We start from the raw sequence: 18,281 nt of genomic DNA on the forward strand, positions 1-18,281 counted from the left end.
TCAGCGGCTAGACGGCAATGGCGCCCTTGGGAATGCGCTCGGCCGTGATGCTGGTCGCGAGGCGCACCCAGGTACCGTCGGAGAGCTGCAGGCGTTCCCACAGGAGGTAGCCGGGTTCGACTTGATACCGCCCCAAGGACTGGCCTTCCGTTTTGAGCACGATGGGTTTTTCCAGCGCGTGCCGGTGGGCAAATGAGAGAAAACGTCGCTCGGCCTCCACGATATCGGTGGGCGCATCTTGGAGGAGCGGGCGGTTGAACATGTCGTGTCGGTCGGTGCCCCACTCGGTGTAGCGGGCTGGCGAGGCAATCAACAATTTGTGCGTGATATCGCAAATGGCGTGGACGCGCTCATTCGAGCTCTCGACCAAACGCGCCAGCCATGTATCCCGTACGGCGCTGGGCTTGGCGCCGAGTATTTCGATGATTTGCCCGTGCTGCTCGGCGCTCGGTGCCGCCGTTCCGTTCTCCCACTTGGAAACTGCGCTTTGCGAAACACGGAAGAGCTGCGCCAAGTGCGCCTGTTTCATCCCCCGCAAGATACGAAAGCGACGGAGCATGTCGCTGAGTTGAAATGGATCCTCGTCAAGCATCGTCATCGGCTCGACCCCTCGGGTTTTTTGCCCCCCCTGTCGTACGGATGGACGGAGTATCCGTTCCTGGCACAAATACCGAGTTCGGCAAGTCCGTAGTTGAAATAGTGGGGCGATTTAAATGGAAAGGATGTCCGTCAAACGGAAGCTCGTCCGCAGCGCATCGAGATGGATGTTTGATGTCATCTCGTCATCTGCATGGTCGGCGGTTCGTCTTTTATAGATAGAGAGAGGCACACGCACACGGCATTGGGGGAGCGCAACGTCATCGCGGGCGGTCTCTCATGCACCCTAAACCATCTTGCGCGCGCAGGTCTTCCTGGAGTTGCCCGGTTTGTTCCAGGTTTCTTCTTCGTTTCTTCCCGGTCGTGTCCTGTTCGGGCCCTGATCGCACCTGGTTCCTTTCGTTCTCGCTCGGCCGCGACGGATGGGGGCGCGGCATGACTTCGAGTGCACTCTCGGCGCGAGGTGCACGTAGGCGTGCGTGGGAAGGAGCGGGGCGTATGGACAGAGAGCACCTCGTCGCTTAACTTGTACGCTTGTGAGCGATCGCAAACGCGCGGGTGTGGAGCTCTTGCAACAAATCGCCAAACTCGACGTTCAGATTTTGGCAGCGCTCGATCATCGAGCTCGGCTTTCCCGCAAGCTGCGGGAGATTCGGGCCGACGAGGTCCCGCAGCTTCGGAGCGAGCGGGAGAGCCTTCAGGAGCTGGTGGCGCACGGGCACGGCGACATGCCCGCCGAGAGCGTCGAGGCCATCTTTCGGGAGATCTTCTCGGCGTGCTTGGCCCTCGAGCTCCCGGTCAAGGTCGTGTACGCCGGCCCCGAGTCCAGCCCTGCGCACGGCGCCGCGCGCGCGCGCTTTGGAAAGACGGCCGACTTGGTCGCCGTCGAAGGAACGGCGGCCGCCCTCGACGAGGTCACCCGCCGGCGCGCCGAGTTTGCCGTGGTGCCCATGGAGACCAAGCTCGAGGGGGTCGTGCAGGCCACGGTGCTGGCCTTGCTCGCCACCGACTTGAAGATCGTGTCCGCCGTGGAATCACCCAAGGACGAGACGAGCGAGCGTGTTCGCTATGCCGTGGTGGGCCGGCGCCCATCGAGCCGGACGGGCGAGGACGTGACCGCGCTCGTCTTCAACGTGTCCGACACACCGGGGGCGCTGCTGGAGGTGCTCCGGCAATTTGCCGAGCGCGGGGTCAACCTCTTACGCATCCAGTCCCAGCCGGCCCCGGGCTACCGCTCCTCCACGTCCACGGTAGGGGCGCCCCCGGCAACGGCCGGCGCCGCCGGATCGCAGGGCGGATCGGGGTGGGACTACCTCTTTTTCGTCGAGGTCGCGGGCCACACCACGGACCGTCCGCTGGTGACGGCGTTCGAGGAGGCCAGGCGCCTGACGAAGTTTTTCAAGGTCCTCGGCTCTTATTCAGTATGAAGGACGTATGAACCGAGTCTTCGAGGTAGACGACGACCGCAAGGTCGGAGTGAACGTCCTGCTTTCGGTCTTTTCGCGCTTGTCACGCTTGTCACGCTTGTCACGCTTGTCACGTTCGGCACGGTTGCCGCATCTGCTGCTTTGCTCGGCGCTTGCGCTGGGCCCGTCCTTGCTCCCGGCCTGTGGAGGCGCGTCGCAGGACAGCGTGACCGCGCGCTCGGCGTCCGATATGACGGCCGAGCAGATCGACGCCGATCCCATCGCGCTGCTCCCGGCGTCGCCCATCGCGGTCACCAACGTGGACGCACGGGCCTTTTACGCGAGCGGCACCTTGGGGCCGCAGATCGGGCGGCTGACGGAGCGGCTCATTCCCATCGGCGAGGAGGCGGGTTTCCGCGCCTCGCGCGACGTCGATCGCGTCTTGGTCGGCAGCTACAGCATGCAAGGGGTCGACGTGGCGGCGGTCGTGGTCGGCCGCTTCGACGAGAAGAAGATCGCGGAGCTCGCGCGCAAGCACACAGCGTCGAGCGGCGCGGGCGGCGCAGGTGGAGCGGGCGGCGCCGTCGGGCAGCCGCAGGGCGCGGGCGGGCAGCTGGTGGAGTCGACGTACGCGGGGCGCACGATCTTTACGTTGAACAACGTGGGCATCTGCGTTCTGACCGCGCGCACGGTGCTGGCGGGGACCGAGACGGGCATCCGCCGGGCGCTGGATCGCATCAAGGAGGGCAGGGCGAAGCGGGCAATCCCCGACTGGATGCTCGCCACCTTGGAGACGCCGGGGGCAGCCACCGCCCTGGCGGCCGATCTGTCGACGCAGAACTTGGCGAACGTGAGCGCGGGCGCGTTGAAGCTCGATTGGCTCCGCGGGCTGCAGAAGGTGCGGATCCTGGGGAACTTCAAGGAGCCGGGCATGGAGGTCTCGGGAAACCTCACCTACGACACCCCGGAGGGAGCCCAGACGGGGGCGCGCGGCATCGAGAGCGCCAACCGCCTGGCCAATGTGCTGGCGGTCACCGGCCTGGTTCCTCGGATTCAAAACCTCGACATCCAGGTGGCGAGCGCGAGCGTGCAATGGAAGTTCGGGGTGGATGACCAAGCCTTGCGCAATTTGCTGGGCGCCGTGGAGAAGTACGCGTTTTAAGGTGCGGTCGCGCTCTCCGCGGGGCGCGAGAGTCGAGCTCTCTCCGCAATGCGCCCGGACCGGATACCTCGCGGGAGGCTTGCGCGCGGGCGGCGGGCGGCTCACTGTTCCAAGATGGCGTTCGGAAATTCTCCTGGGGGTGGCCTCCAGCGCGCGGCCCGCGTCCTGGCCACGGCGGATGCGGTCGCGCACGCGGCGTTGTTTACGCTCTTCGTGTGGCGGACCATCACGGGGTCGGGGTTCCGCCTCGTTCAGAGCATTTTCGCGCTGCTCGCCGGGTTGGGGTTTGGCGCGGGGTTCGTGGGAAGCATGCTGATCCGCTACGGCGGCCGCACGAAAGCCCGCACCTTGGGTCTTTATTGCATTGCGGCGTCGACGGCGCTCGCCGGAGCCCTGCTGGTGATGGCAAATTGGTCGGGTGACTGACCTTACGATCCATCCCATTGGTGAACGCGCGCTGACCGGCAGTGTCCCGGTCCCCTCGGACAAGAGCATCGGCCATCGGGCGCTCTTGTTTTCCGCCCTCTGCAACGGCAAGAGCCGCGTGTCGGGCTTTTCCTTCTCCGCCGACAACGTCTCCACGGCCGACGCGCTGCGCGCCATGGGCGTGCGCATCGAGACCACCGGCAAGAGCGAGCTGACGGTCGAGGGCGTCGGCCTCCACGGCCTGCGCGCCCCCGACAAGGTGCTCGACTGCGGCAACTCGGGCACCACCATGCGCCTGATCACCGGCATCCTCGCGGCCCAGCCGTTCGCCTCCAAGCTGGTGGGCGATCACTCGCTGATGAAGCGCCCCATGATGCGGATCGTCGGTCCTCTGCGGGCGCGCGGCGCGCGCATCGAGGGCGCGCCGCACCCCACCCGCGCGAACGACATCACCGCGCCGCTCGAAATCGCCGGGCTCCGCGAGGACGAGTACCTCGGCCCGCTCGAATACGAGAGCCCCGTGTCGAGCGCGCAGATCAAGAGCGCCATTTTGCTCTCGGGCCTCTTTGCGCACGGCGCCACGCACTTCAAGGAGCCGAGCTTGTCGCGCGACCACACCGAGCGCCTGCTCTCGGCCCTGGGGGTCCCGCTTCGCACGGTGGGGACCATGGTGGAGCTCGACCCCGCGGGGTGGGGCGGGCAGATGCCGGCGCTCGACATCGAGATCGTGGGCGATATTTCGGCCGCCGCCTTCTTGCTCGTGGCCGCGCAGATCGTCCCGGGCTCGCGCGTGGTGACGCGGGCCGTGGGCACCAACCCGACCCGCACGGGCCTGCTCGAAATCCTGCGCGACATGGGGGCGGGGATCTCGGTGGAGGCGCAAGGCGAGCGCGCGGGCGAGCCCATCGCCGACATCCACGCGTGGACGCAGCCCCTGCGCGCCGGGAGCATCGGCGGCGAGACGGTGGCGCGCGCCATCGACGAGATCCCCATCGCCTGTGCCCTGGCGGCGCGCGCCTCGGGGACCACCACCATCCGCGACGCCGAGGAGCTTCGCGTGAAGGAGAGCGACCGCATCGCCACCATGGCCACGGTGCTGCGCGCGTTCGGGGTGCGCTGCGAGGAGCTCCCCGACGGCCTGACCATCGAAGGAAAAGAGGGCCCTCTCGAGCCGGCCGACATCGACAGCCGCGGCGATCATCGCATCGCCATGACCGCCACCGTCCTTGGTTTGCTGGGCCGCGCGCCCACCAAGGTGCGGGACGTCGACTGCATTTCGACCAGCTTTCCGCGCTTCGTGGGCACGCTCCGAGGCCTCGGGGCGACCTTGGACGTGACATGACGGCGCGCAACCCAGGCGACGGGTGCTAGGGTCGGGGTATGTCTTTGCGGGTACGGCCCATCGTTGCCATTGACGGTCCGGCGGGGGCGGGGAAGAGCAGCGTGGCGCGGCGGCTGGCGGAGCGGCTCGGTTTCGTGCTGGTGGACACCGGCGCCCTCTACCGAACCGTGGCGCTCGCCGCCGAGCGCGCGGCGGTCCCGTTCGACGATGGGGAAGCGCTCGCGCAGCTGGCGCGTTCGTTGGTGGAGAGCAATGCCATCGTCTTCGAGCGCTCCTCCGGCGGGCCCAAGGTGAAACTCTTCGGCGAAGATGTCTCCGACGCCATCCGCACCCCCGAGATGGGCCTGGGTGCCAGCACCGTATCCGCCCACGGCGGGGTGCGCGCCGCGCTGCTCGATCTGCAGCGGCAAATGGGCGCATCGGGCGGCGTGGTGCTCGAGGGCCGCGACATCGGCACCGTGGTCTTCCCGGATGCCGAGGTGAAATTCTTCCTCACCGCCTCCCCCGAAATCCGCGCCGGCCGGCGCTACAAAGAGCTCACGGACAAGGGGCAAGTCGTGACCTTCGAGCGCATCCTCGAAGAGGTCAAACAACGCGACGCCAACGATATGAACCGCGCCCACGCCCCCCTCCGGCAGGCGGAGACCGCGATCCTCATCGACTCCTCCGGCTCCACCGTCGACATCACCGTCTCCAAAATGGCCGCCATCGTCCTGGCCAAAATCGCCGCCCCATGACCCCCCGTCCGGCCAGCCCGAAGACGGGTACCGCCGTCCGCTCCCTCTTCCCCACGAAACCACGCACCGCCCTCGTTCGAGCTGCCGCGCTTTCTGCTCTTTCTGCTCTTTCCGCTCTTTCGGCGTTCTTCACCCTCTCCCTTGGCGCCTGCGCCTCCAACCCCCCCGAGGCCCACCTCGCCGCGTGCGCCCCCGACGATACGAATTGGGTCCGCGACATCGTCGACCCCTCGCACGATCTGACGGTCGCGCTCCTACCCAACACGCTGACGCACGATCCCATCTACGGACCTCTGGTGCGCAAGGCGAGCCGGATGGCCGCCGGCGAGAGCCGCGCCTCGTATTTGGGGAGCACCACCTTGCAGGCCATCCAACAATCCGAGGAGCTGCTCTTGGCGGTGCGCTCCTCGAAGCCGCTCGATGCGGTGCTCATCGTATCGGGCGTGCCCGCGAGCATCGACGTCGAGAAGGTCCTGGACGACACGGGCGAGTCGCCCTGGAGAGCGTCGTCGCACACGCCCAACGGCCTGCTCGCGCTGGAGTCGCGCGAGTCGGATCCACCGGGAACGCTGTATGTCGTGGGCGAGCGCACGTGGGTGCTGGGGGTCGGCGCCGGCGCCGAACGGGTGCGCGAGCGCTTGGTGGAGCGGGCCGGCCGGGTGACCCCGCGACCGCCGGCGAGCCTCTGGACTGCGCCCTCGGGCTCCGAAGCCTCGCCGCTTTCCATCCGCCTTCAGGGTGAGCTGCTCGAGCGCCTGCGCGGCGTGGCCCGCAGCGGGCTGCGGCCCATTTTCGATCGTCTGCTCGATGTGCGTTTGGTCCTGAGGTCGGGGCAGCAAGGAAATGTGGTTGCCATCCTCGACTACGACGAGGACAAGGCCGCCGAGCGCGCGGGTGGAAGAGCGGAAGAGCTCATCGCCTACGTGCCGGAGAAGATCTCGCCGCGCCTCGCGTTCCTGCGAAGCGCCACCGTCCAGCGCGCCGGGCGTTCCGTGCATGTTACAGCTAAATTGCCGCCCGATGTTCTTCGGAGTTTTGCGAACGCCGAGAACGATTAGCGACTGAGGCGCGGGCGAACGCGCGCAAAGCGATGGAAGAAAAGGCGGAAGTCCGCTCGCGCGCGAAAGCCCGCGTGGTACCTTAGTCCTGCCAATTCCGCGAGGGGACGGGACGCATGACGATGGTGTCGGAGACGGATGGAGTACCCGAGCCGGGCACAGTCCTCCTCAAGAAGTACCGCGTCGAACGTGTGCTGGGTCAAGGCGGTATGGGCGTCGTCGTGGCGGCATGGCACGAGGCGCTCGAGCAGCGGGTGGCGCTCAAGTTCCTCGTCGGCGACGCCGTTCACCAGCGCGAGGCGGTGGAGCGGTTTCTGCGCGAGGCGCGCGCCGCGGTGAAGCTGCACAGTGAGCACGTGGCCAAGGTCACGGACGTCGGCGTGCTCGACTCGGGCTCGCCGTACATGGTCATGGAGTTCCTCGACGGCCGCGATCTGGGCGACGTGATCGACGAGGGCCACGAGCTGCCGCTCAGCACCTTGGTCGACTACGTGCTGCAGGCCATCGACGCCATCGCCGAAGCGCACTCGCGCGGCATCGTGCACCGCGATCTGAAGCCGTCGAACCTGTTCCTCGCGCGCCGCGACGATGGCGGCGAGATCGTCAAGGTGCTCGACTTCGGCATCTCCAAGGCCGAGTCGTTCTCGGAGTCGCTCGAGAAGATGGCGCTCACGCGCACGAGCACCGTCATGGGCTCGCCGCTCTACATGTCGCCCGAGCAGTTCCGCTCGTCCAAGAAGGTCGACTGGCGCACGGACATCTGGGCGCTCGGCATCATTTTGTACGAGCTCTTGACCCACGTCACGCCCTTCAAAGGCGACACCGTCGGCGAGGTGTTCGAAGCCGTTCTGCAGACCGAGCCGCCCAGCATCCGCACCCGGCGCCCCGACGTCCCCCCGGAGCTCGAGGCGGTGATCCTGCGCTGTCTCGGCAAGCGCCCCGACGACCGCTTCGCCGACGCCGGCGAGCTGGCGCAGGCGCTCGCCCCCTTCGGCACCAGCGAGGCGGAGCGCTGGGTGACCCGGGCGCGCCGGCTGCTCACGGGCAAATCGCTCGCGCGGCTGATGACCGAGGGACCGCCCTCGAGCCGGAGCGCCATGGTCGTCGGCGAGAGCAAGCCGCACAGGCGCATCCTCTCGCTGCCGTACTTGCGCGTCAGCGGGGGCGGGTGGGGGACGTCCAGCTCCGAGCTCTCGATGCGCCGATCGCGCTGGCAGCTGGTCACCGGCTTGGGCGCCGCCGTGCTGCTCTTCATCGGCGGCATCACCGTGGTGAAGATCGTCGACAAGACCAGCGATCAGCGCACGGCCAGCGCGATCCCCATGGCGCCCGAGGCCCCCGTGGTGGCCGAAAAGGTGCCGTCGCCGGCCCAGAAGCCGGCCGAAAAGTCGCCCGCGCCCGTAGAAAAGGCGCCCGCGCCGGCCGAAAAGTCGCCGGCCGAAAAAGCGCAGGCCGAAAAGCCCGCCACGGTGGCCCTGGCGAATCCCGCCTTGCCCAAGGCGGGGGGCTCGGCGTTGCCGCAAGGCGAGCCCGTCGCCCCGGCCGCGAACGCCGCCCCGGCCGCGAACGCCGCCCCGGGGGCGATCCCCGCCCCGGCCGCGAACGCCGATGCAGGCGCGGGGCGCGCACCCCGCAAAGCCGGATCGAAGCCGGCGAAGGCCGCGAGCGCCAACCCCTCGACCCAACCGGCGGAGGACGTTCTCGACGAGCGCCACTGAGCGCTCGCCGCGCAGCATCGATCCCGGCACGCGCGCCCGGCACGCGCGCCCGCGAAACGCAGCAGAACACCAAAGGACGCAAGAAGGGCGGGGTGGCAGCAGATGGTGACGTATCGAGTCGTGGCGTGTCTCGTGGCGGTGCTCGCAGTGGCACCCGACGCATCGGCGCAGTCGTCCCCACCGCAAAAACCACCGTCCACCTCCACGCCCCAGACCCCCGCGCCCCGCGGCGCACAAAAAGGCGGCGACGATCTGGCGATTGCCGAGTCCCTCTTTCGCGAGGGCAAGGCCGCCATGCGCGAGAAGCGCTACGACGAGGCCTGCTCCAAGTTCGCCGAGAGCAACCGCCTCGATCCGCAGACGGGCACCTTGTTGAACCTCGCAGCCTGCCACGAGGCCGCGGGAAAGACCGCCAGCGCGTGGGGCGAGTTCAACGAAGTGATCGCGCAAGCCGCGCGCGCCGGCCAGCACTCGCGCGTCGACTTCGCGAAACAGCACGCCAGCGCCGTCGAGGCGAAGCTCTCGCGCATCAAGCTCACCGCCGCCGATCCCTCTGCCGCCTCCGGCGCCACCCTCAAGGTCGACGGCAAGATCGTCGGCGCCGCGTCCATCGGCGCATCGATCCCCATGGACCCGGGCCCGCACCGTCTGGAGGTGAGCGCGCCCGGAAAGCGAACGCGCGAGACCCCGTTCACCGTGCCCGAGGGCCCGAGCACCACGGAGATCCCCGTGCCCTCCCTCGAGGATCCTTCCGGCACCCCCGAGAAGACCGAGACGGCCGGCGGCGGCGGCGAAGAGGAGACCCCCGCGAAAAAAGACAAGGCTGGCGCCGGCTCCGGAAAGCGCACCCTCGGCTTCGTCGTCGGCGGGATCGGTGTGGCTGGGCTGGCGGTCGGCGCGATTTTTGGCGCCTCGTACCTGGGCAAGCAGAGCGACTACAACAAGTGCACGGGCTTCTGCGGCGGCAGCGAGGCCGCCGACCGCGATCAAAAAAGCTCTGCACAAACGACGGGTTGGATTGCCACGGCCGGCTTTGGCGTGGGCATCGCCGGGCTCGTGGCCGGCGCGATTCTGATTGCGACGGCGAAGCCAACCGAGAAGTCAGCTGCAGCGGTCCGCGTCGTGCCCGCTTTCGGCCCGAAGGAGTCCGGCCTGTCTTTGCAAGGGAACTTCTAAGGGCTCCTCGAAGACGTCCTTTGACAGGCGCCAGTATGCAAGGTAGATACCCCGGCCGGTTATTGGGTTGTCCTAAGAAGGATCTCCCAATCCGAGCATCTGAGCTACGAACGGAACGGGTCCGCTCTCGGCTCTATTCCTTTTTTTCATCACGCTCCAACGTGAAGCAAGGCAACCCACACTCCACATGACCACCGAACCCCAAGCCCTGTCCTCGGCAGGGAAAAAGACCGAGCTAGCGGCCGGCCCCGCGGCCGACACGTTCGCCGCCCTCTTTGAAGAGAGTCTTCAAACTGGCGAATTCGCCAAAGAGGGAGAAATCGTCCAAGGCACCGTTGTCGCCGTCCAGCGCGACAATGTCGTCATCGACATCGGCGGAAAAAGCGAGGGGATCATCCCCGCGAGCGAGTTTACCGACGCCTCGGGCACCTTGACCGTCAAGGCGGGCGATCGCGTCGACGTGTACATCGAGAGCCGCGAGAACGACGACGGCTTGGTCACGCTTTCGAAGGAGAAAGCGGACAAGATGAAGGTGTGGGATGAGATCTCGAGCGCGTGCGAGCGCGATGAGCTCATCGAAGGCACCATCAGCCAGCGCGTGAAGGGCGGTCTTTCGGTCACCATTCGCGGCGGCGTCAAGGCATTCCTTCCGGGATCGCAGGTCGATCTCCGCCCCATCCGCAACTTGGACAAGCTGATCGGGCAGACGTACCAATTCAAGGTCATCAAGTTCAACAAGAAGCGCGGCAACATCGTGCTCTCGCGCCGGGTCCTTCTCGAGAAGGAGCGCGATCAAATCAAGACGCAGACCTTGCAGACCCTCGAGGAGGGCAAGATCGTCCGCGGCGTCATCAAGAACATCACCGAGTACGGCGCGTTCGTCGATCTCGGTGGCATCGACGGTCTGCTCCACATCACCGACATGAGCTGGGGCAGGGTCAACCACCCGAGCGAAGTGTTCCAGGTGGGCGACGAGGTCACCGTCAAGGTCCTCAAGTACAACGCGGAGACGGAGCGCGTTTCGCTCGGCCTCAAGCAGACGCAGGAAGACCCGTGGAACCACGCCGAAGAGGCGTACCCGCCGGGCAAGCGCGTCCACGGCAAGGTCATGTCGATCACCGATTACGGCGCCTTCGTGGAGCTGGAGCCGGGCGTCGAAGGCCTCATCCACGTCAGCGAGATGAGCTGGACCAAGAAGGTCAAGCACCCGAGCAAGCTCCTCGAGATCGGCCAGGCCCTCGACTGCCAGGTGCTCGAGGTCGACGCCAAGGCCAAGCGCATCTCCCTCGGCCTCAAGCAGCTCGAGCCCGATCCGTGGACCCTCTTCACCGAGAAGTACCACCCGGGCGACAAGATCGGCGGCAAGGTTCGTTCGCTCACCGATTACGGTGTCTTCATCGGGATCGAAGAGGGCGTCGACGGCATGGTCCACAAGAGCGATCTCTCGTGGACGGCCAAGGTCAACAACCCGGCCGACCTCTACCACAAGGGCGACGATGTCGAGGCCATCATCCTCAGCATCAACCACGACGAGAAGAAGGTCTCGCTCGGCATCAAGCAGCTGTTCGATGATCCGTGGCCGACCATCTTCACGGAGTTCCCGCCGGGCCGCCAGGTCGACGCGAAGGTCATCTCGGTCGTCGATTACGGTATCTTCGTCCGCGTACGCGACGGCGTCGAAGGCCACGTCCCCCAGAACGAGATCGTGGAGCCCAAGGAAGAATCGGGCGAAGCGCGCGCGCTCAAGGTGGGAGACGCCATCCAGGCCGAAATCGCCAACATCGACACGCAGGATCGCCGTCTGACCCTCAGCATGCGCATCGGCGAGGGTGTGGCCGCCGCGACCAAGCCGACGGAGAAGCGCGCCTCGGTTGCCCCGAAGAAGGGCTCCGAGGAGGCCAAGACCGGCGGCACCATCGGCGAGCTGATCAAGCAGAAGCTCGGCGAGAAGTTCGCGCTCGAGAGCAAGAAGGAAGACAAGGGCGACGAATAATCCGCTCGCGGAGCGGTATGCTCCCGTCTCCACGTCCCGCTCCCGCTCCACTTTTCGTGGAGTTCGGGAGCGGGTAGCGGAGCGGGATCGTGTAAATGGTCGCCCCTGTGTCTAGCTTGCGCTGGCAACGCCCAGTCTTTCTTGCCGTAACAGCCATCCTCGTCGCGTCGGTCTTCTGGCTGGCGCGCGAGGTGATGCTGCCGATCGTCCTGGGGACGATCATCGCGTACGTGCTGATGCCCCTCGTGGAGTGGGTGGAGAAGCTCGGCCGCTCACCGGTGCACCCCAAACGGCGCCCGGTTCCGAGAGCGGCGGCCATCATCCTCGTCTACGTGGTGGTGCTCGGGACCTTGGGGATCTTCCTTCGCACCGTGGCGCCCCGCATCGGGCACGAGATGGCGAAGTTCGGTCGCGAGGTGCCCTCGCTCACCGCCCGTTTCAAGAACGAGTGGGTCCCTGCGCTGCAGAGCAAGCTGCACGACTTCACCGGCGTGCCTTCGCCCGGCTCCTCCGACGAAGGCGAGGTCGATGAACCCGCGGCCGTCGTTCGCCCGCAGCCGGATGGCTCGTACGCCCTCGACCTCCAAGGCGGCTTCTCCGTGCGCAGCGCGCGCGGCGGCTACTTGATCCAGCCGAACAACCGCCCCACGCCCTTCGACGCCGATCGCTTCATCGCCGAGTCGGTGCAGGGGAGCATCGCGTACGTGCAGCACAATGCGCTGGAGCTCGCGCGCATCGGCAGCGGCATCGTGTTCGGCATCGGCCGGTTCTTCTTCGTCTTCGGGCTCACCCTGATGATCGCCGCGTACTTGATGCTCACGCGCGAGCGGGTCTTGGGCTTCTTCGCGTCCCTCTTGCGGCCCTCGTCGCGGCCGGCCTTCGATCGGTTGATGGCGCGCATCGATCGCGGTCTCTCGGGCGTGGTGCGCGGGCAGATCATCATCTGCCTCATCAACGGCGTGCTCAGCGCCATCGGCCTGGCCATCGTCGGGCTCAAGTACTGGCCCATCCTGGCCATCATCGCCACGGTCTTCTCGCTCATCCCCATCTTCGGCTCGATCATCAGCTCGGTGCCCGCCGTGGCCTTGGGGCTCACGCAGTCGTTCGGCACCGGGGTGTTCGTGCTGCTCTGGATCATCGGGATCCACCAGCTCGAAGCGAACTTTTTGAACCCCAAGATCATGGGCGACGCGGCCAAGATTCACCCCGTGCTCGTGATCTTTTCGCTCCTCGTGGGAGAACACTTCTTCCACGTGACGGGGGCGCTGCTCGCCGTGCCGTGCATGTCGATCGCGCAGAGCGTATTCATTCATTTCCGGCAAATCGTCCAACAGACCGATCCCGAGCTCTCGAGCGAGCCCGTCGCCTCGGTGCCGGACGTGGCCGCGCGGTTCCTGCAAGACGGAGACAAGAGGTAAGAGTCATGGCCGAAGAGATCGAAAACAACGCGCCGGCGTCTCCGGGTGGCAGGCCTTCCAGCGGCGGACCCCCGGAAAAGACGAAGAAAAAGAAGCAAAGCGCCGCCGATCTCCAGAAGGCGCTGCGCGCGAGCCAGGGCGAAGGCCCCGCCAAGGCCCCGGTCGACTTCAAGAAGATCTTCGGGCGGGTCGGCCTCGTTCTTCTGGTCGTCTGGATCATCGCGTTCATCATCCCGACCTGGATCCCCAAGGCCGTGGCCGGCGCGCTCACCGCGGCCGCCGTGGGCTTCGGCATCTGGTTCGTGCGCTACATCAAGAAGAGCGAGGCCCTCGGCGACCTTTTGCGCGGCGCGTCGACCGCCGAAGGCCGCAAGGAGGCGCTGGAGAAGCTCGATAAGGACTTCAAGAAGGGCGACACCCAGGCCGTCCTCGCCCGCGCGCAGCTCGAGATGCAAGAAGATCCGCGCAAGGCGCTGACCACCTTGGAGACTATCCAGCTCGACAAGGTGATGACCCCCATCGCCGACCAGGTTCGCTCGATGCGCGGCATGCTGCACCTCACCTTGGGCGAGGCCAACGAGGCGCGCGCCCTCGTCGACAAGATCGATCTGAGCAAGGCCCAAGACCGAAAGAGCCGCGCCATGTTCGCCACCGTGTCCGCCGAGGCCTGGGCGCGCACGGGCCAGAGCAAGAAAGCCATCGAAACCCTGGAGCTTTTCAGCCCCGACGACCCCGAGCTCGGCGAAATGCGCGTGCAAATGCTCCGCGCCCGCGCCTTCGCCTACGCGCACGCCAACGACGTCAAAGCCCTCGCCCGCGCCCTGCGCCGCCTGGCCGAGACCAGCCCGCAACTGCTCGGCATGTTCGTGGGCGCCAAAAAGACGCACCCGCTGCTCGAGCGCGAGGCCCGCAAAATCCTCATGAGCTCGGGCGCCGTGCCCAAGAAGATGGTGCGCCAGAAGATGTGAGTCGCGAGGGCATCGGACGATGGGTGTGGATCAACCGCCAGGGCGCAAGGAGCGCCAAAGGGGTTCGCCAGGGATTTTTTGATTTTCTGCAGCGAGGGGGTTTCCGCGTTGGCGGCCCTCGCGCCCTGGCGGTTCCCAGAAATCCTACCCGATGCCTGCCAAGGTCGCGCGGGCCACGGGCCGAAGGGTCACCTCCGGCAGCAGCTCGGCGAAGCTGACGACGGAGAGCTCCGGCAGCTCGTGCTCGACCAGCTTGCGCACGAAGCGGCGGATGTCGGGTTGCGTCAGGATGATCGTGGCCGGGCCGGCGCCGGGGGCCTCCTCGGTTCCCTCGGCCAGGGCGCGGCGGATGGCGGCGATGAGATCGCGCGCCTGCGCGGGGGGCAGGGCGAGGAACGCGCCTTCGGGGGTGCGCGAGATGGCGCGGCGCACCGTGTCTTCGATCATGGAGTCGAGCAGGCACACCTCGAGGTGGGGCGCGCCGCGCGTCAGGCGGTAGGTGATGGCGCGCCGCAGCTGCGTGCGCGTGAACTCCGAGAGCTGCAAGGGATCGCTCTCGGTGGTGGCGGCGCTCGAGAGGCACTCCAAGATGGCGCGCAGATCGCGGATGGAGATGCCCTCCTCCAGCAGCCGCCGTAGAATGTCCGCCAAGAGCGGCAACGACACGGGCTTTGGCACGACATTGCGCACCGTGGCGGGCGCGAACTGTTCCAGCTCGTCGAGCAGCCGCTGCGTCTCCGCCAAGCCGAGAAAGTCGGCCGCACGCGGGCGCAGAAGGGTCAACGCTTCGCGCGCCACCACCATCGACGCCTCGCGCTCGTCGAGCCCCTCGGGGATCGAGAGCGCCCGCGCCGGAACCTCGTGCAGCGACAGGATGACGTGGCGCGCGGGCAGGGTCGGCTCCACCCGGATGCGCGGCACGGGGAGCGGAACCCCCAGCTCTGCGAACAACGTTTCGCGCAAGGCCAGCACCCGGGTGCGGATGCGCGCGCCGTCCTCCTCGGGATCGGAGGTCCCTCGTTCCAGGCGTCCGACTTGCAACGCCGACGTGGCATCCTCCAGCAGCGATTCCAGATCCGAGCTCACCTCCACGCTCCAGGGAATGACCATGGGCACGAAGGGACGCTCATCCTTGGTCGGCCCTGCGCCGGCGGCCGCCTCACGCAGAAGCCGTGCCTTTCGCGTTTGGGCCAAAAAAAAGAGCCCGGCCGCCAAAATCGCAAAGGGGAACGCGGGGAGCCCTGGGATGAGCGCCAGCACCAGCACGAACCCACTGGCCACGAAGAGCGCCCGCGGCGCCCCGAAAAGCTGCCGCCACAGTTCCTCACCAAGCGGGGTATCGGGCTCCTCGCTGGCAACTCGGGTTACCAGAACACCGGCGCCGGTCGACAGGACCAAGGCTGGAATTTGGGACACCAATCCGTCGCCAATGGTGAGCAGGCCATAACGCTTCAGCGCCATGGTGACGGGCAGCCCGTGCTGCAGCACGCCGATGGCAAGTCCGCCCAGGATGTTGACCAGTGCAATGACCAGGGAAGCGATGACGTCGCCCTTCACGAACTTCATCGCCCCATCCATCGCCCCGTAAAATTGGCTCTCCCGCGAGAGGTCGCGGCGCCTTCGGCGGGCCTCGTTTCCGTCGATGGCGCCGCTCCGGAGCTCGAGGTCGATGGCCATCTGTTTGCCTGGCATGGCGTCGAGCACGAACCGTGCACCAACTTCCGCTACCCGTTCGGCACCTTTGGCGATGACAACAAATTGAATGATGGTCAGGATGAGAAAAACCACCCCACCGACGACGTAGTTGCCGCGGACGACGAAATAGCCAAACGCATGAATGACCTCGCCCGCATTGGCCTGGAGCAGGATAAGCCGCGCCGACGAGACGTTCAGTGCCAGACGAAAGAGGGTCGTGAGCAGCAGAATGGTCGGGAAGGTCGCGATTCGAAGCGCATCCGGAACATAGAGCACCACCAGCAGAATCGCGACGGAAGCCGAAAGATTTGCACTCAGCAAGATGTCGAGCAGCCACGTGGGAAGCGGGACAATCATCATTGCCACCACCGCCACGACCAGCAGCGCGAGCCCCGCTTCCGGCCCGCCTGCGCCACCCGCCCGGCCTTTCCGCCCTGCCCGCCCTGCCCATGATGGCCCCAAACCAGCCCGCATCCGTCGCGTCATTCGCGGTGCAGCTTACACAAAAAAAACGTTTCCCCTCCCTCAGGTCGTTGCGCAAGCACAGCCATGAGGGGATATAGTGAGAAGTTGGACGGTCGATGAGCGCTGCACGTAAGACCCGCCGAGAGAGGGTGAGTTGGGGGGTGTCCGACGTCGGGCGGAAGCGAAAGACGAACGAGGACGCCCTCTTCGTCGACGACGATTTGGGCCTCTACATGGTGGCCGATGGCATGGGCGGTCACGCCGCCGGTGAGATCGCGAGCCGCGAGGCCACGTCCACCATCTACGGGATGATCAAGCAGGCGCTCCGCGACTTCGGCGAGCTTCGCGGCCCGCTGAGCGAGGCGCGATCGCGCGCGGCCTGTCAGCTCATGGAGAGCGCGATCCAGGCGGCCACGTCGATCATCTACTCGATGGCGGAGCTCGATCGGCAAAAGGCGGGGATGGGCACCACCATCAGCGCGCTGCTCCTCTTGGGCGACTACGGCATCATCGGCCACGTGGGCGACAGCCGCATCTATCGCGTGGTGGGCGAGAGCTTCGAGCAGATGACCGAAGACCACTCGCTCATCGCGTGGCAGCTCAAACAGGGTCTCATCAGCGAGGAAGAGGCCATGGTCTCCCCGTACCGCAACGTGATCACGCGCGCCGTCGGCAACCGCGATCACGTCGAGGTCGACACCACCGTCTTCCCCGTCGAGAAGAACGCGCGTTTTCTTTTGTGCAGCGATGGTCTGCACGGCTACCTGCGCTCGGGCGACATCGTCCCCACCGTCAAAATCGGCGGCGAGACCGCGGTGCGCCAGTTCGTGGATCTCGCCAACCAGCGCGGCGGCAAGGACAACATCACCGTCATCCTGGTCGAGCTGAACTGACGGCGCTCTCTGCGCCGAAGTTCTTCCGTATCGCTCCCATTCCGCAAACCTCATCCCGTACACGTTCCCGATCGTTTCGACCGACGGTCCGCGCTGCGCGGGTACGCCGCCGCGGTCTCTCGACGAACCGTGGAGAGGGCATGGGGAGTGAGACGAAGAACGGGAAACGCGCGCGGGAGTCTCTGCAGGAGACGCACGACGGTCGGCAGGCCGGAGTGTCACGGATGCGGGGTTTATGTAGCGTACCGAAGCGTACGGCGGCTACCGATCGAGCATTTGTTATGCTAGACGCAGGTTCCGGTATCGTGGACATGAACCTCGAACGCGGACGCCTGTCTCACCTGGAGCAACTCGAAGCCGAGAGCATTCACATCCTGCGGGAGGTGGTGGCGGAGTTCGAGCGCCCCGTGATGCTTTATTCGATTGGCAAGGACTCATCGGTTCTGGTGCGGCTGGCGCAAAAAGCATTTGCGCCGGGGCCGCTGCCATTTCCGCTTTTGCACATCGACACCACCTGGAAGTTCCGGGAGATGATCGCGTTTCGCGATCGGTTCACCCGCGAGAACGGCCTCGAACTGCGCGTCCACACCAATCGTCGGGCCCTGGCCGAGGGCGCCAACCCCTTCACCTGGGGCAGCAACAAATACACGCAGGTGATGAAGACCCACGCGCTGCTCGATGCGCTGCGGGAGGGCGGCTACGACGCGGCCTTCGGCGGCGCGCGGCGCGACGAGGAGCGCTCGCGCGCGAAGGAGCGCGTGCTCTCGTTCCGCGACAAATACGGACAATGGGATCCGAAGAACCAGCGCCCGGAACTTTGGAATCTCTACAATGGCAAAATTCGTAAAGGGGAGAGCATACGTGCTTTTCCAATGTCGAATTGGACGGAGCTGGATGTCTGGCAATACATCTGGCAGGAGGATATCCCCATCGTCCCCTTGTACTTCGCCGCGCCCCGGCCGGTGGTCGAGCGCGAGGGCACCTTGCTGATGGTCGACGACGAGCGCTTGCCGCTCCAGCCAGGCGAGCAGCCGCGCACCGAGGTCGTGCGCTTCCGCACCTTGGGCTGTTATCCGCTCACCGGCGCCGTGCGCAGCAGCGCCGCGAGCTTGCCGGAGATCCTGCGCGAAATGGTGGAGGCGACGACCTCGGAGCGCCAGGGGCGCCTCATCGATCACGACGAGGCAGGTTCGATGGAAACGAAGAAGCGAGAGGGCTACTTCTGAC

15 protein-coding genes are annotated in these 18,281 nt (G+C 66.4%); 13 read left to right on the top strand and 2 right to left on the bottom strand.

What is annotated here, in order from left to right:
• Positions 1-7 precede the first annotated feature (7 nt).
• Positions 8-598, bottom strand: coding sequence for a helix-turn-helix transcriptional regulator (locus LZC94_17650; protein ID WXB19050.1), 591 nt, complete (start codon positions 596-598; stop codon positions 8-10).
• Positions 599-1,133: 535 nt separating this feature from the next.
• Between LZC94_17650 and LZC94_17655 the strand changes: the two genes are divergently transcribed.
• The 11 genes from LZC94_17655 to LZC94_17705 all read left to right on the top strand — a co-directional run bounded on the left by LZC94_17655 (position 1,134) and on the right by LZC94_17705 (position 14,001).
• Positions 1,134-2,024, top strand: a complete 891-nt coding sequence (locus LZC94_17655) for a chorismate mutase (GenBank protein ID WXB19051.1) — start codon at positions 1,134-1,136, stop codon at positions 2,022-2,024.
• Between the two features lie 106 nt (positions 2,025-2,130).
• Positions 2,131-3,165 (top strand): hypothetical protein, encoded by a 1,035-nt coding sequence (locus LZC94_17660; GenBank protein ID WXB19052.1) that lies wholly within the window; start codon positions 2,131-2,133, stop codon positions 3,163-3,165.
• Between the two features lie 114 nt (positions 3,166-3,279).
• Complete coding sequence (locus LZC94_17665; GenBank protein WXB19053.1) at positions 3,280-3,591, top strand: hypothetical protein; 312 nt, start codon at positions 3,280-3,282, stop codon at positions 3,589-3,591.
• Positions 3,584-4,933, top strand: a complete 1,350-nt coding sequence (aroA, locus tag LZC94_17670) for a 3-phosphoshikimate 1-carboxyvinyltransferase (GenBank protein ID WXB19054.1) — start codon at positions 3,584-3,586, stop codon at positions 4,931-4,933. The genes LZC94_17665 and aroA overlap by 8 nt, the downstream gene beginning before the upstream one ends.
• 38 nt (positions 4,934-4,971) lie before the next feature.
• Positions 4,972-5,670: a (d)CMP kinase gene (gene cmk / locus LZC94_17675; protein ID WXB19055.1), complete on the top strand. Its 699-nt coding sequence runs from the start codon at positions 4,972-4,974 to the stop codon at positions 5,668-5,670.
• Positions 5,667-6,728 (top strand): hypothetical protein, encoded by a 1,062-nt coding sequence (locus tag LZC94_17680; protein ID WXB19056.1) that lies wholly within the window; start codon positions 5,667-5,669, stop codon positions 6,726-6,728. Before cmk ends, LZC94_17680 begins: the two co-directional genes overlap by 4 nt.
• Positions 6,729-6,844: 116 nt before the next feature.
• Positions 6,845-8,446 (top strand): protein kinase, encoded by a 1,602-nt coding sequence (locus tag LZC94_17685; protein WXB19057.1) that lies wholly within the window; start codon positions 6,845-6,847, stop codon positions 8,444-8,446.
• Between the two features lie 102 nt (positions 8,447-8,548).
• Positions 8,549-9,622 carry a tetratricopeptide repeat protein gene (locus LZC94_17690; GenBank protein WXB19058.1) on the top strand — a complete coding sequence of 358 codons (1,074 nt, stop codon included), beginning with the start codon at positions 8,549-8,551 and terminating at the stop codon, positions 9,620-9,622.
• A 187-nt stretch (positions 9,623-9,809) separates the two neighbouring features.
• Positions 9,810-11,615, top strand: a complete 1,806-nt coding sequence (locus tag LZC94_17695; protein ID WXB19059.1) for a 30S ribosomal protein S1 — start codon at positions 9,810-9,812, stop codon at positions 11,613-11,615.
• 107 nt (positions 11,616-11,722) lie between these two features.
• Positions 11,723-13,033 (top strand): AI-2E family transporter, encoded by a 1,311-nt coding sequence (locus LZC94_17700; protein WXB19060.1) that lies wholly within the window; start codon positions 11,723-11,725, stop codon positions 13,031-13,033.
• A 5-nt stretch (positions 13,034-13,038) separates the two neighbouring features.
• Positions 13,039-14,001 carry a hypothetical protein gene (locus LZC94_17705; protein WXB19061.1) on the top strand — a complete coding sequence of 321 codons (963 nt, stop codon included), beginning with the start codon at positions 13,039-13,041 and terminating at the stop codon, positions 13,999-14,001.
• A gap of 144 nt (positions 14,002-14,145) precedes the next feature.
• Here LZC94_17705 and LZC94_17710 read toward each other — a convergent pair whose 3' ends face one another.
• On the bottom strand, positions 14,146-16,056 hold the full coding sequence (locus LZC94_17710; GenBank protein ID WXB19062.1) for a flagellar biosynthesis protein FlhA: 1,911 nt from the start codon (positions 16,054-16,056) through the stop codon (positions 14,146-14,148).
• A 221-nt stretch (positions 16,057-16,277) separates the two neighbouring features.
• On the opposite strand from LZC94_17710, the gene LZC94_17715 reads away from it, so the two are divergent.
• Positions 16,278-17,054, top strand: a complete 777-nt coding sequence (locus tag LZC94_17715; protein WXB19063.1) for a protein phosphatase 2C domain-containing protein — start codon at positions 16,278-16,280, stop codon at positions 17,052-17,054.
• Positions 17,055-17,365: 311 nt separating this feature from the next.
• Positions 17,366-18,280: a sulfate adenylyltransferase subunit CysD gene (cysD, locus tag LZC94_17720; GenBank protein ID WXB19064.1), complete on the top strand. Its 915-nt coding sequence runs from the start codon at positions 17,366-17,368 to the stop codon at positions 18,278-18,280.
• Position 18,281 lies beyond the last annotated feature (1 nt).

This window comes from Sorangiineae bacterium MSr11954 (assembly GCA_037157815.1).
GTDB lineage: Bacteria > Myxococcota_A > Polyangia > Polyangiales > Polyangiaceae > Pendulispora > Pendulispora albinea.

Excerpts from the sequence above, each read along its gene's own strand:
- LZC94_17695 (WXB19059.1), top strand. The coding sequence starts at position 9,810 with ATGACCACCGAACCCCAAGCCCTGTCCTCGGCAGGGAAAAAGACCGAG.
- LZC94_17685 (WXB19057.1), top strand. The coding sequence starts at position 6,845 with ATGACGATGGTGTCGGAGACGGATGGAGTACCCGAGCCGGGCACAGTC.
- cmk (WXB19055.1), top strand. The coding sequence starts at position 4,972 with ATGTCTTTGCGGGTACGGCCCATCGTTGCCATTGACGGTCCGGCGGGG.
- LZC94_17650 (WXB19050.1), bottom strand. The coding sequence starts at position 598 with ATGACGATGCTTGACGAGGATCCATTTCAACTCAGCGACATGCTCCGT.
- LZC94_17680 (WXB19056.1), top strand. The coding sequence starts at position 5,667 with ATGACCCCCCGTCCGGCCAGCCCGAAGACGGGTACCGCCGTCCGCTCC.
- LZC94_17705 (WXB19061.1), top strand. The coding sequence starts at position 13,039 with ATGGCCGAAGAGATCGAAAACAACGCGCCGGCGTCTCCGGGTGGCAGG.
- LZC94_17710 (WXB19062.1), bottom strand. The coding sequence starts at position 16,056 with ATGATGATTGTCCCGCTTCCCACGTGGCTGCTCGACATCTTGCTGAGT.
- LZC94_17690 (WXB19058.1), top strand. The coding sequence starts at position 8,549 with ATGGTGACGTATCGAGTCGTGGCGTGTCTCGTGGCGGTGCTCGCAGTG.
- LZC94_17715 (WXB19063.1), top strand. The coding sequence starts at position 16,278 with ATGAGCGCTGCACGTAAGACCCGCCGAGAGAGGGTGAGTTGGGGGGTG.
- LZC94_17665 (WXB19053.1), top strand. The coding sequence starts at position 3,280 with ATGGCGTTCGGAAATTCTCCTGGGGGTGGCCTCCAGCGCGCGGCCCGC.
- cysD (WXB19064.1), top strand. The coding sequence starts at position 17,366 with ATGAACCTCGAACGCGGACGCCTGTCTCACCTGGAGCAACTCGAAGCC.